General features: G+C 58.8%; 11 protein-coding genes. 4 read left to right on the forward strand and 7 right to left on the reverse strand.

Annotated elements, in window-relative coordinates:
* Positions 1 to 14: 14 nt before the first annotated feature.
* Complete coding sequence (gene aac(6'), locus I6L35_RS13490; protein WP_216961920.1) at positions 15 to 473, reverse strand: aminoglycoside 6'-N-acetyltransferase; 459 nt, start codon at positions 471 to 473, stop codon at positions 15 to 17.
* A gap of 6 nt (positions 474 to 479) precedes the next feature.
* Positions 480 to 1544, reverse strand: coding sequence for a 3-deoxy-7-phosphoheptulonate synthase (locus I6L35_RS13495; protein WP_213386391.1), 1065 nt, complete (start codon positions 1542 to 1544; stop codon positions 480 to 482).
* A gap of 144 nt (positions 1545 to 1688) precedes the next feature.
* Here I6L35_RS13495 and I6L35_RS13500 point away from each other — a divergent pair, with 144 nt between their 5' ends.
* A complete protein-coding gene (locus I6L35_RS13500) occupies positions 1689 to 2069 on the forward strand; it encodes a diacylglycerol kinase (protein WP_111899524.1) in 381 nt (126 codons plus the stop codon).
* Positions 2070 to 2150: 81 nt separating this feature from the next.
* Here I6L35_RS13500 and serA read toward each other — a convergent pair whose 3' ends face one another.
* The 5 genes from serA to I6L35_RS13525 form a co-directional block, all read right to left on the reverse strand.
* Positions 2151 to 3383, reverse strand: coding sequence for a phosphoglycerate dehydrogenase (gene serA, locus I6L35_RS13505; protein WP_005337639.1), 1233 nt, complete (start codon positions 3381 to 3383; stop codon positions 2151 to 2153).
* Between the two features lie 324 nt (positions 3384 to 3707).
* Positions 3708 to 4361, reverse strand: a complete 654-nt coding sequence (gene rpiA / locus I6L35_RS13510; RefSeq protein WP_042083875.1) for a ribose-5-phosphate isomerase RpiA — start codon at positions 4359 to 4361, stop codon at positions 3708 to 3710.
* A gap of 161 nt (positions 4362 to 4522) precedes the next feature.
* Complete coding sequence (locus I6L35_RS13515; RefSeq protein ID WP_005337635.1) at positions 4523 to 5119, reverse strand: 5-formyltetrahydrofolate cyclo-ligase; 597 nt, start codon at positions 5117 to 5119, stop codon at positions 4523 to 4525.
* Between the two features lie 211 nt (positions 5120 to 5330).
* The gene (locus I6L35_RS13520; RefSeq protein ID WP_129503682.1) at positions 5331 to 6665 is read right to left on the reverse strand and encodes a Na+/H+ antiporter NhaC family protein; all 1335 of its coding nucleotides are present in this window, start codon (positions 6663 to 6665) and stop codon (positions 5331 to 5333) included.
* A 438-nt stretch (positions 6666 to 7103) separates the two neighbouring features.
* The gene (locus I6L35_RS13525; protein WP_216978445.1) at positions 7104 to 8084 is read right to left on the reverse strand and encodes an alpha/beta hydrolase; all 981 of its coding nucleotides are present in this window, start codon (positions 8082 to 8084) and stop codon (positions 7104 to 7106) included.
* 273 nt (positions 8085 to 8357) lie between these two features.
* Here I6L35_RS13525 and dapB point away from each other — a divergent pair, with 273 nt between their 5' ends.
* From dapB to carB, 3 genes are all read left to right on the forward strand, one after another.
* Positions 8358 to 9170, forward strand: a complete 813-nt coding sequence (gene dapB, locus I6L35_RS13530; RefSeq protein ID WP_005347132.1) for a 4-hydroxy-tetrahydrodipicolinate reductase — start codon at positions 8358 to 8360, stop codon at positions 9168 to 9170.
* A 671-nt stretch (positions 9171 to 9841) separates the two neighbouring features.
* Positions 9842 to 10978 carry a glutamine-hydrolyzing carbamoyl-phosphate synthase small subunit gene (gene carA / locus I6L35_RS13535; protein ID WP_216978446.1) on the forward strand — a complete coding sequence of 379 codons (1137 nt, stop codon included), beginning with the start codon at positions 9842 to 9844 and terminating at the stop codon, positions 10976 to 10978.
* A gap of 20 nt (positions 10979 to 10998) precedes the next feature.
* Positions 10999 to 14223, forward strand: a complete 3225-nt coding sequence (gene carB / locus I6L35_RS13540; protein ID WP_216978447.1) for a carbamoyl-phosphate synthase large subunit — start codon at positions 10999 to 11001, stop codon at positions 14221 to 14223.
* Positions 14224 to 14264: the final 41 nt, after the last annotated feature.

Consider the following 14264-nt stretch of genomic DNA (forward strand, 5'->3'; position numbering starts at 1 on the left):
AAAGGCCCTTGGCGTCAGCCGAGGGCCTTTTTGAAGAAGACGACCCGCTCCGTTTCGGCAAAGCCGAGTTGTTGGTGCATCTGCTGCGAGTCAAGATTGTCGATGGCGGCATCGGAGGCCAGTTCCCGGCAACCCAGCTCGCGGCCCCACTGCGCCACCCGAGCGATCAAGGCTTGGGCCACCCCACGCTGGCGCGAGGCCGGTTGCACATAGACCCCTTCCAGATACATCACAGGGCTGCTGTTGCAGCCATTCACGTAATCGTGGCGCAGGGCTGCATCGGCAAAGCCTACCGCCTGACTCTGCTCATCCAGCGCCAGAAAGGCGTTGAGATGTGCATTGGCCAACATCTCAACCCCTTCCTGCAGGTGGGCCGAAAGTGCGTGGTGCGGCCACAGCTGCTGGCGCAGGGTTGCCCACTGCGCCAGCAGCGTCTCGTCGAGGGGGACTATCTGCCAGCCGATATTCGTCATCGGGGCTCAGGCTTGCCGCTTGGCAAGGCGTACCAGTGCTGCCTCTGCCAGCATCGCCAGCAGGGTTTCGGTGTCGCTCCATGACAGGCAGGCATCAGTGATGCTCTGGCCGAAGGTGGCGGCGCAGCCGTTCTCTACATCCTGACGCCCTTCCACCAGGAAACTTTCGGCCATTATGCCGGCGATGCCGGTACGGCCGCGGCGCAGCTGATCGCAGATATCTTGCGCCACAAGCAGCTGACGGCGGTGATCCTTCATGCTGTTGCCGTGGCTGAAATCGACCACCAGACGCTCCGGCAGGCCCACATCGGCCAGCGCTTCACAGGCTTCATCGACACTGGCGGTGTCGTAGTTGGGGCGGTGGCCGCCACGCAGGATCACATGACCAAAGGGGTTACCGGCGGTGCGGTAGATGGTCATCTTGCCGTCTTTGTCCGGCGAATAGAAGATGTGGCTGTGACGGGCGGCGCGCACCGCATCGATGGCGATGCGGGTATTGCCGTCGGTGCCGTTCTTGAAGCCAACCGGGCAGGAGAGAGCCGAAGCCATCTCGCGGTGTACCTGGGATTCGGTGGTACGTGCGCCGATGGCGCCCCAGGTGATGAGGTCGGCAATATACTGGCCGGTCACCATATCGAGGAATTCGGTGGCGGTTGGCATGCCCAGTTCGTTGATATCGACCAGCAGTTTGCGCGCCAGTTTCAGCCCTTCGTTGACATCGAAACTGCCATCGAGGCGCGGGTCATTGATCAGCCCTTTCCAGCCGACGATGGTGCGCGGCTTCTCGAAATAGGTGCGCATCACGATGCAGAGGCTCTCTTTATACTGCTCGCGCAGGGCGTTGAGGCGCTGGGCATACTCGCGAGCAGCAGCGGGATCATGAATAGAGCAGGGGCCGACAATGACCAGCAGGCGCTGATCGTCTCCGGCCAGAATGGCTTCCACTTCGCGACGGGCATCCAGCAGATTCTGGGCAATGGTATCGGTGATCGGAAACGCGTGGGCAAGCTCGCTCGGAGTGATCAGTGACTCCAGGCGACGGGTGCGCAATTCATCTGTGTGAATGGACATACAACTCAAGTCTCGAGTGGGTGGTGTCAGCCGCAAGGGGCAAAAAAGCAAAGAGATAAAATAAAGCAAAAGTCCCCTGATTGAAACCTTGGGGGGCTCTGATAGGATGTGAGGCCAAAATCGATTCCAAATGAGGTAGATAGCGTGGCAAAGCCAGGGGCAACCGGGGTCACCCGCATCATCAACGCAACCGGTTACAGCATGAAGGGGCTCAAGTCAGCCTGGATTAACGAGGCGGCTTTTCGGCAGGAGCTGATGCTGATCCTGTTGCTGATGCCACTTGCCTTCTGGATTGGCGATTCCCTTAACCAGATCCTGCTGCTTATCGTCATCAGCTGGCTGGTGGTGATCGTCGAGATCCTCAACTCCGCCATTGAAGCTGTGGTAGACAGGGTTGGCTCCGAGCATCATGAGCTCTCCGGTCGCGCCAAGGATTTGGGCTCTGCCGCCGTCTTTATCGCGCTGGCCTTGAACGCCCTGGTATGGGGCGCGTTGGTGGGCCGCAATCTGTTGGGGTGGTGGTAAGCCATCACGCTGCTTTGAGGTTCTGCTTCATACAAAAGCCCGTCATCACGACGGGCTTTTTGCTGCGCAGATAAGGGTCTATCAGTGGAGGATGCGGGCACGGATGGTGCCGTTGATCTCCTTGAGCTTGGCGAGCGCCTTCTCGCTGTGCTCGGTCTCCACGTCGATCACCACGTAACCGATATGGCTGCTGGTCTGCAGGTATTGACCGGCGATGTTGATCCCTTCTTCGGCGAAGATCTGGTTGATCTGGTTCATCACGCCCGGCTGGTTGCGGTGAATGTGCAGCAGGCGGCTGGAGCCCTTGTGGCCCGGCAGCGACACTTCCGGGAAGTTGACGGCGGAGAGGGTGGAGCCATTGTCTGAGTATTTGACCAGCTTGTTGGCCACTTCCAGCCCGATGTTCTCCTGCGCTTCATGGGTGGTGCCACCGATGTGCGGGGTCAGAATCACGTTCTCCAGCCCACGCAGCGGGCTTTGGAACTCCTCGTCATTGGACTTGGGCTCGACCGGGAAGACGTCGATGGCTGCGCCGGCAATATGGCCGCTCTTGATGACGTCAGCCAGCGCATCGATATCCACCACAGTACCGCGGGCTGCGTTGATGAAGATGGCGCCCGGTTTCATCATCCGCAGCTGCTCGGCACCGATCATGTTCTTGGTGGAGGCGGTCTCCGGTACGTGCAGGCTGATGACGTCAGACATATTGAGCAGCTCGACCATGCTCGGCACCTGGATGGCGTTGCCCAGCGAGAGCTTGTTCTCGATATCGTAGTAATAAACCTTCATGCCGATGCTTTCGGCGATGATGCCAAGCTGGGTACCGATGTGGCCGTAGCCGATGATGCCGAGCTTCTTGCCGCGGGCTTCCACCGAGCGATTGGCCAGTTTTTCCCACACGCCGCGATGGCACTTGGCGTTCTTCTCGGGGATGCCGCGCAGCAGCAGCAGGATCTCGCCCAGCACCAGTTCAGCGACCGAACGGGTGTTGGAGAAGGGGGCGTTGAAGACCGGAATACCGCGGATCTGGGCCGCTTCCAGCTCGACCTGGTTGGTACCGATGCAGAAGCAGCCGATGGCGACCAGCTTGTTGGCGGCGTCGAGGACTTTCTCGGTGATCTGGGTGCGGGAGCGCAGCCCGATGAAATGGACGTCGCGGATCTGCTCGATCAGCTCCTCTTCGGAGAGCGAGGTCTTGAGATACTCCACACTGGTGTAACCTGCGGCACGAAAGGTCTCTACGGTGTTGGGGTGAACCCCCTCAAGCAGCAGAACCTTGATTTTATCCTTGTCCAACGAAAACTTGGCAGTCATGACGATCCCTCTGTATGTGCAAACGTAAGTGCAGATTTGGTGTGCGAAGAAAACCGTAAAGTAGCAAAAACGTTTGGGAGAGGGAATATTTGTGACGAAAGTCAAATTCTTTGAAGTTATCAACGAATGTTGTAAACATCCGTATGCAACTTGTTGAGGGATAAATAAAAACGGCGCCATCAGGCGCCGTCATTTATTCACAGTGCAATGTTTGGGTCATATCCCATCCCGGGGCTCAATCAACGCCGCTGTTGCGTCAGGGCTGGCAGAGTGGCGCTGGCGGGCGAGGGAGGATGCCGCTGCACTGTGCTACCGGTGTCGGGATTACTGGGTAATCACGCCGTCCGGCGTACCGATCAGGACCACATCGGCGCCGCGGGCGGCGAACAGGCCGTTGGTGACCACACCAACAATGGCGTTCAGTCGTACTTCCAACGCCTTGGCATCGGTAATGGCCATGCCTTTTACATCCAGAATGTGGTTGCCGTTGTCGGTGACCACCCCTTCACGCCACACCGGGTTGCCACCCAGTTTGCGAATTTCGCGGGCCACGTATTCGCGAGCCATCGGGATCACTTCCACCGGCAGCGGGAACTTGCCCAGCACGTCGACGGTCTTGGTGTTGTCGATGATGCAGATGAACTTGTCAGCGACGGCGGCAACGATCTTCTCGCGGGTCAGGGCTGCGCCGCCGCCCTTGATCATGTCGCGGGTTGCGTTGATCTCGTCGGCGCCATCCACGTAGACGGAGAGGGCGTCGATCTCGTTGAGATCATACACGGTGATGCCGAAGCCCTTGAGGCGTTCGGTAGAGGCCACGGAGCTGGATACTGCCCCCTTGATCTCGTCCTTCATGGTCGCCAGCGCGTCGATAAAGTGGTTGACGGTAGAGCCGGTGCCCACCCCGACGATGGTGCCGGGAACCACATACTTGAGCGCAGCCCAACCGGCCGCCTTCTTCATTTCATCTTGAGTCATGATCGTTCCTTAAGAAAAAAGCGGGCGCATTATATCCAACCCGGTACCCCGTCGCGACCTTGTTGCTCACGTTCCGGGGCAAAAAGAGGGACTTTGTAAATCGTTTGCCTGTTTATTCTGCGTTTGCGCGCACAAAGCAGGGGCTGCCTGCCAAAAACAGCCTATTCAAAGCGCCAGCAGTGGCTCGGGGTGATGATCTGGGGCAGCGGCACATCCCACTCCTCTTGCGGGACCGCATCCACCTGCTGGCAGTCGTGGGCAATGCCGAGTGGCTTGGGGCCCAGTTTGTGCTCATGCCAGATGGCGAGAGTGCGATCGTAGTAGCCGCCCCCCATGCCAAGGCGATTACCCTGGGCATCGAAGGCGACCAGCGGGGTGCAGATAAGATCGAGCGTGCTGTGGGGCACCACCTGCAGGATATCCAGCTCCGGCTCTTCGATGCCGTAGCGGTTGCGCACCATGGGACTGGTAGCGGTATAGCGCAAAAAGAGCAGGTGACCCGGAGTAAAGGGGTGGAGCACCGGCAGGTAGACCTCTTTGTGCTGGGCCCACAGCCAATGGATGGTGGGCAAGGGATTGATCTCCCCGTCATTGGCCAGATAGAGGGCAATGCGTTTGGCGGCGAGGATCTCGGGGTGTTGCTTGAACTGGGCCAGCAGCTGTTGGGCCGCCGCCTGCTGCTCGGCCGGACTCAGATTTTTGCGGCGTTGACGAACCAGTTGGCGCAGGGATTGACGTTCGGGTTGGGACTCATGCATGGGGAACCTCTGGTATAGCTGCGCATCGATGGCTTGAACGCGCTCTACCTTAGCACATTCACTCTTGACGTTAAGGGGGGCAGGGAAACCCCGTCCCGGACGGCTGATGCCCGGAACGGTGGGATAAATGCTGGCGGATCCGATAGTGAGTCAACAAGGGCCAGGGTGTGGCCCCTGTTGATGGCATGTCGGCGCGCCAGCGTCTGGTCTGTTACTTGTCAGCTTTGCCGCGCATCTGGTGCTTCACGAACACGGCAATCAGTGCCGCCACCGCGAGCGCCATCGGGTAGAAACTCATGCTCACTACCGCCAGCGGTGACAGGGCGAAGATGGAGCCCAGCAGCAGCGCCTGTGCGCCCCAGGGGATCAGACCCTGTACCACGCAGGAGAAAATATCGAGCATGGAGGCGGCGCGGCGCGGGGTGACACCGTGGTGTTCGGCCAGATCCCGGGCTACCTTGCTGGCGACGATAATAGCCACCGTGTTGTTGGCGGTGCAGAGGTTGGTGAGGCTCACCACCCCGGCGATGCCGAGCTCGGCGGCTTTCTCGTTCTGTTCACCATTGTGCTCGCGAGTGAAACGGGCAATCAGGGCGCTGATGCGCTCGCTGATCCATGCCAGTCCACCCTGACGTTCCATCAGGGCGCCGAGACCGCCGATCAGCATGGAGAGCAGGAAGATCTCCTGCATGCCGGTAAAGCCCTGATAGATATCCTTGCTGAACTGACCGATGGCGTAGCCGTTGATCATGCCCACTGCTCCGGCGGCCAGAATACCGATCCCCAGCACCACAAACACATTCACCCCGGCGAGCGCCAGCCCCAGGATCAGCAGATAAGGCATCACCTTGAACAGCTCGATGGCGCTGCCGTTGGCAGGGGATTCACCCACTGAGCCCAGGGTCAGATAGAGCAGGATCACCGCGATGGCAGCTGGGGCCGCAATCTTGAAGTTCTCGCGGAACTTGTCCTTCATCTCGCACCCCTGGCTGCGGGTGGCCGCGATGGTGGTGTCGGAGATGATGGAGAGGTTATCGCCAAACATGGCGCCGGAGAGAATGGTTCCCGCCATCAGCACCGGATCAATACCGGCCGCCTGTGCCACGCCCAGCGCGACCGGCGCCACGGCACCTATGGTGCCCATGGAGGTGCCCATGGCGGTAGCAATAAAGGCAGAGATGAGGAACAGCCCGGGCAACAGCGCCCAGCCAGGGATGAGGGAGAGGCCCAGCGCCACAGTAGCATCAACCCCGCCGGTGGCCTTGGCCACGCTGGCAAAGGCGCCCGCCAGCAGATAGATAAGGCACATCGCCATGATATTGCTGTGGCCGACTCCCTTGAAGAAGGTCTCCAGATTGCTGTTGAAGCTCTCTTTGCCAAGCAGCAGGGCCAGCATCACCGCAGGCAGGGCCGCAACCGGAGCAGGCAGCTGATAGAAGGCGAATTCGACCCCCTGCAGGGTCAGCCAGGTACCGGTACCGATAAAGAGTGCGAGAAAAACCAGAAGTGGCAACAAGGCCCTGGCACTGGGTTGAGTCTGGATCATGTGTTCCTCTGAAATTGAACAATGACCTCCTGTCATAAACTGCTTTGTACCTGTATCGGATAGGGATAGGGGGAAAACAGGGCGGGCATCCTGCCGCATTGGGGTGCCCACAGTAGTGAGTCAACCTCGCTTGGTCAAGATAGACGTCCAGATGGATAGGTGTTTTTGTTTGATGATTCTGGTGTTATTGAGATATCCAAAGAATATTCGGAAAAAGAAGTTAGCGCTGTTTATTGTTCATTACTGTTCTGACACAGTCCGCGGGTATCTGGGGGTATCGCGTGCCTTTAATAAGGAAAGAGGGAAACGATAAGATCTCTGCATGCCATCTTGGGGATTTCTCCCGCTGCCAAACGTCAGCCGCACCTCTCTCTATCTCTACGTGAGCATGGTGCGGATATTTCCAGAACGCTTGGACACAAGACCTGGGCTGTGTGGTTACTGTGTCAGTTTCTCTACCGCCTGAACGGCTGTCGCAATGGCATCCTGTTCCAGCGTCAGCGGAATGTGGCCAATACCCGGCAGCAGGGTGACAGGCCAGGGGATGCCGAGGCGTCTTAACTCAGGTTCAAGTTGATCAGTTTGGAAGGCTTCGTCATTTGTGCCAGCGATCACGGCGCAGGGGCGTTGCACATTGCGTATGTTTTGCTGGTAGTCACGCTCCGGCTGAAAGTTCGAAGCAAGGTTGAAGGAGTAGGATGGGGTCAGCAGGGATTTCGCCTCATCATTAAGGGCAAAATTCAGCACGGTCAGATGGTTGAGTGCGGAAATATGGAAACCGTTGAGGATGCTCAGGGCGATGAGGCGAGGCAAGCCGACACGCACCCAGCCACCGCTGTTGGGCCGGTAGTTGGCGGCGGTGGGGCCGAGATAGGGGGAGAGCAGCAGATAGCTCTCGAACAGGGTTTGTCGCGTGCTGCCAGCAACGCGCAGCACAAAGCCACCCCCTGACGAGAAACCGACGAGTGTTGCAGGCTTGTCGGGGGCTACCGACTTGATGAAATCTTCCAGATCGTCCTCAAGCTGACCGATGTAGGCAATGGTGCCTTTGTTGCCCGATGCGCCATGGCCGCGAATATCGAGGGCGTAGGCGTCGTATCCCGCTTGCGAAAAGGCGCTCGCCATCTTGTGCATGCTCTGGCTGCTGGCAGAAGAGCCATGAACCAGTACCACGCTGCCCTTGACCTTGTTGTTCTTCGTATTCTCCTCTGCGCCATAGTGCCGATAGGCCAACTGCGTGCCGTCACGCGCCGGGTATCTTGAGAGGGGTGGCATGTTGCTCCAGTCACTCCCCTTGAAAGGGTCGTTGATGCTGGCCATCGCCGGTGCCGGACTCGGCCCGCCAAACAGCAGAACCGCGGCCAGCATGACCAGGGTCAGTGATATCAACCCCACAGCAAACAGCAATCCTGCGCTCATCCTTGCACCTCATTTGATATCGACACGGGCGTGGCCCTGATTTTGCTTATGCTGGCATTTCACTCGTTCGAACCTATCAGATGGCACCCGGTCTGCCAAATGATGGAGTGAGACGATGAAAAACGGCCTGTGACCAAAAGGAAGTTCTTGGCCAGCCAGTGTGCGCTGCCGTTGGCGAGTGCAGCAAGGAGTGGTGGCATCATGGCTTTTCAAACCCGGCGCGGGCTGGTAAAACGGTCTCTTTCCATAATTAAAAGAGATGAGAGGGTGGAGATGGACAATCCGATCCGTGTGGCCGTGATGGGCTGTAATGGTCGTATGGGCAAGGTGCTGCTGGAGGCCATCACCAACACCGATGGCGTGGTGGTTGGTGCTGCGCTGGAGCGGCCGGGCTCGGCGGTGATCGGCCTCGATGCCGGTGAGCTCAATGGGCTGGGCCATCTGGGTGTGGCCATCAGCGATAGTCTGGACAAGGTGCGCGATGAGTTTGATCTCATCATCGACTTCACCCGCCCCGAGGTGACCCTTGCCAATCTGGCCTTTGCGCTGGCCCACCACAAGCAGATGGTGATCGGCACCACCGGTTTTGACGATGCAGGCAAGGCTGCTCTGAAAGAGGCTGGCAAGCAGATCGGCATCGTGTTCGCCTCCAACTACTCGGTCGGGGTCAATCTGGTGTTCAAGCTGCTGGAGCAGGCCGCCAAGGTGATGGGCGACTACACCGACATCGAGATCATCGAAGGGCACCATCGCCACAAGGTGGATGCGCCGTCCGGTACCGCACTCTCCATGGGGGAAGTGGTCGCCAAAACGCTGGGCCGGGATCTGAAAGAGTGCGCCGTCTATGGCCGCGAGGGGATCACTGGCGAGCGGGATCGCAACACTATCGGCTTTGCCACCATTCGTGCCGGCGATCTGGTGGGGGAGCATACCGTCATGTTTGCCGATATCGGCGAGCGGGTGGAGATCAGCCACAAGGCCTCCAGCCGCCTGACCTTCGCCAACGGTGCTGTGCGGGCGGGCAAGTGGCTTGGTCAGCAGGGGGCCGGTCTTTATGACATGCAGGATGTGCTCAATCTCAAGTGATGCCTCTGAGCGGCACTTTCGTACTACTGCTACCCCAGTGAAAAACCCCGGCTTGCCGGGGTTTTTGCTGTCAGTCAGCCAGAGTTTGTGTAAAAAGACGCGCTATCGGCAATTTTTTATCTGAATGCCTTATAAATCACACTATTGCGTTATCCACCAGATTTTCCCTTCCTGAATGTCATCACCAGGTAACAGATTTGAGCATCTTTATGGCTGATTAAGCCATTTTTTTACACCAACAAGAAAAGACTAAAAATTCAAACGAAGAAAAACGTTTTCCATTTTTCATGTTCACTCTTGTCATCATAAAAGCGTTAAATTTGTGATTAATGTTTTTCGTGTAAAAATAAATGCCATTGTTTTAATTAGTTTTTTTGTTTGTTTTTGTCGCTATTGCTGGCTTGGTGGCATCTTTTGGTGGTGGTTTTTCATTTTCTTTCATGGGAGGGGGTTGCAAAGCGGTTGAGTGCATAGATAATGGGTAATGTTGCTTTTTTATTGAATTTAGATGCATTTCATCTGAGAAAAGACGTTGAAATGCCACTTTTTTTAAGTAGAATGCGCCCAATTTGCCAGAAATCTGCCGGGTTCGAGTCCTGTCCAAGACCGGAACCGAGCCCGCAACACCCAGGTAAATTGCTGAATTTAAAGCTAAATAACTGGAGGTTGTCTTGAATCACACTGCATTGCTAGTGCTGGAAGATGGAACTGTATTCAAAGGCGTGTCGATAGGCGCCGAGGGATGTTCCGTTGGTGAAGTGGTTTTCAATACGTCGATGACGGGCTATCAGGAAATCCTCACCGATCCCTCTTATTCCCGTCAGATAGTCACCCTCACTTACCCCCATATAGGCAACACCGGCACCAACAGCGAAGATGAAGAGTCCAGTCAGATCCATGCTCAGGGATTGATCATCCGGGACCTTCCGATACTTGCCTCCAATTTCCGCAATCAGCAATCCCTCTCCGAATACCTTAAGTCTCACAACATCGTTGGCATCGCCGACATCGACACCCGTAAACTGACCCGCATCCTGCGCGAGAAAGGCGCTCAGGCTGGCTGCATTCTGGCCGGCAAGCAAGTCGATGAAGCCTATGCCCTCGAACAGGCCCGCGCCTTCCCAGGTTTGAAGGGAATGGATCTGGCCAAAGAGGTGACGGTTGGTGAGGCGTACAACTGGACCGAAGGCAGCTGGCAGCTTGGCAAGGGGCATGTCACCCCGGATGCTGACCAGCTGAAATATCACGTTGTGGCCTATGACTTTGGCGTCAAGCGCAACATCCTGCGGATGCTGGTTGACCGTGGCTGCCGCCTGACCGTGGTACCGGCCAAGACCCCGGCCGCCGAGGTACTGGCGATGAACCCGGATGGCATCTTCCTCTCCAACGGCCCCGGCGACCCCGAGCCGTGCGACTACGCCATCGACGCCATCAAGGCTTTCCTTAATACCAACACGCCGGTGTTCGGCATCTGTCTGGGTCACCAGCTGCTGGGTCTGGCCTCCGGCGCCAAGACCGTCAAGATGAAGTTCGGCCACCACGGTGCCAACCACCCGGTCAAGAGCCTCGACGACAACACCGTGATGATCACCGCTCAGAACCACGGCTTTGCAGTGGACGAAAACACCCTGCCGGATTGCCTGCGCGCCACCCACGTCTCCCTGTTCGATGGGTCACTGCAGGGCATCCATCGCACCGACCGACCGGCCTTCAGCTTCCAGGGTCACCCCGAGGCGAGCCCAGGCCCGCACGATTGTGCCGGTCTCTTTGACCACTTTATTGAATTGATTAAGCAGTATCGCGCCTAAGGAAAAGAGGAAAGAGTTTCATGCCAAAACGTAACGACCTTCAGAGCATCCTGATCCTCGGCGCCGGCCCCATCGTCATCGGCCAGGCCTGCGAATTTGACTACTCCGGCGCCCAGGCGTGCAAAGCCCTGCGCGAGGAGGGTTACCGCGTCATTCTGGTCAACTCCAACCCGGCCACCATCATGACCGACCCGGAGATGGCGGACGCCACCTACATCGAGCCCATCACCTGGGAAGTGGTGCGCGAAATCATCAAGAAAGAGCGCCCGGACGCCATCCTGCCCACCATGGGCGGCCAGACTGCGCTTAACTGCGCACTGGCGCTGGAGAAGCATGGCGTGCTGGCCGAGTTCGGTGTCGAGATGATCGGTGCCACCGCCGACGCCATCGACAAGGCCGAAGACCGCTCCCGTTTTGACAAGGCGATGCGCAGCATTGGCCTCGAGTGCCCGCGTGCCGGCATCGCCCACAACATGGAAGAGGCGTGGGGCGTGCAGCAGATGGTCGGCTTCCCTTGCATCATCCGTCCCTCCTTCACCATGGGCGGCTCAGGTGGCGGCATCGCCTACAACACCGAAGAGTTCGTCGAGATCTGCGAGCGCGGTCTGGACTTGTCGCCGACCAAAGAGCTGCTCATCGACGAGTCGCTGATTGGCTGGAAAGAGTACGAGATGGAGGTGGTGCGGGATCGCAACGACAACTGCATCATCGTCTGCGCCATCGAAAACTTCGACCCCATGGGTATCCACACCGGTGACTCCATCACGGTCGCGCCAGCCCAGACGCTGACCGACAAGGAGTACCAGCTGATGCGCAACGCCTCCATGGCGGTGCTGCGCGAAATCGGCGTCGAGACCGGCGGCTCCAACGTCCAGTTCGGTATCAACCCGAAAGATGGCCGCATGGTCATCATCGAGATGAACCCGCGGGTGTCGCGCTCCTCTGCGCTGGCCTCCAAGGCGACCGGTTTCCCCATCGCCAAGATCGCAGCCAAACTCGCCATCGGTTACACCCTGGACGAGTTGATGAACGACATCACCGGCGGCCGTACTCCGGCCTCCTTCGAGCCGGCCATCGACTACGTGGTTACCAAAGTGCCGCGCTTCAACTTCGAGAAGTTCGCCGGTGCCAACGACCGTCTGACCACCCAGATGAAGTCGGTCGGCGAAGTGATGGCCATCGGCCGCAACTTCCAGGAGTCCCTGCACAAGGCCCTGCGCAGCCTCGAGACCGGCAAAACCGGCTTCGACCCCATGGTTGACCTCAATGCCCCGGACTCCCTGACCCGCATCCGTCACGAGCTGCAGGACGCCGGTAGTGACCGTATCTTCTACATCGCCGATGCGTTCCGCGCAGGCCTCTCCATGGACGGCATCTTCAAGCTGACCAAGATTGACCCCTGGTTCCTGGTGCAGATTGAAGAGCTGGTGAAGCTGGAAGAAGAGGTGAAAGAGCGCGGCATGGCCGGTCTCGATGCCGACTTCCTGCGCGCCCTCAAGCGCAAGGGCTTTGCCGATGCGCGTCTGGCCAAGATCCTCGGTGTGGCCGAAGGGGAAGTGCGCAAGCTGCGGGCCCGCCACAACATCTTCCCGGTCTACAAGCGGGTCGATACCTGTGCCGCCGAGTTCGCCACCAACACCGCCTACATGTACTCCAGCTATGACGAGGAGTGCGAAGCCAACCCCACTGACCGCGACAAGATCATGGTCATCGGTGGCGGCCCGAACCGTATCGGTCAGGGCATCGAGTTTGACTACTGCTGCGTACACGCGGCGCTGGCCCTGCGCGAAGACGGTTACGAGACCATCATGGTCAACTGCAACCCGGAGACCGTCTCCACCGACTACGACACCTCGGATCGCCTCTACTTCGAGCCGGTGACGCTGGAAGATGTGCTGGAAATCGTGCGCATCGAGAAACCCAAGGGCGTTATCGTCCAGTACGGTGGCCAGACCCCACTGAAACTGGCCCGCGCACTGGAAGCCAACGGCGTGCCGATTATCGGTACCAGCCCGGATGCCATCGACCGCGCCGAAGACCGCGAGCGCTTCCAGTCTGCCGTCGAGCGCCTCGGTCTCAAGCAGCCGGAAAACGGCACCGTCACCGCGCTGGAGCAGGCGGTCGTGGTGGCCGAGCGCATCACCTACCCGCTGGTGGTTCGCCCCTCCTACGTGCTGGGTGGCCGCGCCATGGAGATCGTCTACGACGAGACCGACCTGCGTCGCTACTTCGCCGAGGCGGTGAGCGTCTCCAACGAATCGCCGGTACTGCTGGACCGCTTCCTGGACGATGCCACCGAACTGGACGTGGATGCCATCTGCGACGGTACCGATGTAGTCATCGGCGGCATCATGGAGCACATCGAGCAGGCCGGTATCCACTCCGGTGACTCCGGCTGCTCCCTGCCTCCTTACACCTTGTCCAAGAAGATTCAGGACGAGATCCGCGAGCAGGTGTGCAAACTGGCGCTGGAGCTCGGCGTTATCGGCCTGATGAACGTGCAGTTCGCGGTCAAGGGCAATGACATCTACCTCATCGAGGTGAACCCGCGTGCCGCCCGTACCGTGCCGTTCGTCTCCAAGGCGACCGGTGCACCGCTGGCCAAGATTGCCGCCCGCGTGATGGCCGGTCAGAGCCTGAAAGAGCAGGGCTTTACCAAAGAGATCATCCCGCCCTACTACTCGGTGAAAGAGGTGGTGCTGCCGTTCGCCAAGTTCCCGGGGGTTGACCCGCTGCTGGGGCCGGAGATGCGCTCCACCGGCGAAGTGATGGGGGTAGGCAGCAGCTTTGCCGAGGCCTATGCCAAGGCGCAGCTGGGTGCCAACCACGCCGTACCGAAAGAGGGTCGTGCCCTCTTGTCTGTGCGTCACAGTGACAAGGCGCAGGTGGTTGACTTGGCTGCCAAGCTGCTGGAGCTGGGCTACGAGCTGGATGCCACTCACGGCACCGCGGTCGCGCTGGGTGAGGCGAGCATCAACCCGCGCCTGGTCAACAAGGTGCACGAAGGTCGCCCGCACATTCTCGACCGCATCAAGAATGGCGAGTACACCTACATCGTCAACACCGCCGAAGGGCGGGTGGCGATCCAGGACTCCAAGCAGCTGCGTCGCGCCGCCTTGCAGAACAAGGTGGCGTATACCACCACCATGAATGAGGCGTTTGCCACCTGCATGGCCATCAGCGTGGATGCCACCGCCAATGTCAACTCGGTGCAGGAGCTGCACGAGCGGGTGAACAACCGCTAACGCTCTGCAAGCGAGCCATGCTCGCATCGCATAGATGACAA

Origin of the sequence: Aeromonas sp. FDAARGOS 1405 (genome assembly GCF_019048265.1) — a bacterium.
In the GTDB taxonomy this organism is placed as follows: Bacteria; Pseudomonadota; Gammaproteobacteria; order Enterobacterales; family Aeromonadaceae; genus Aeromonas; species Aeromonas veronii_A.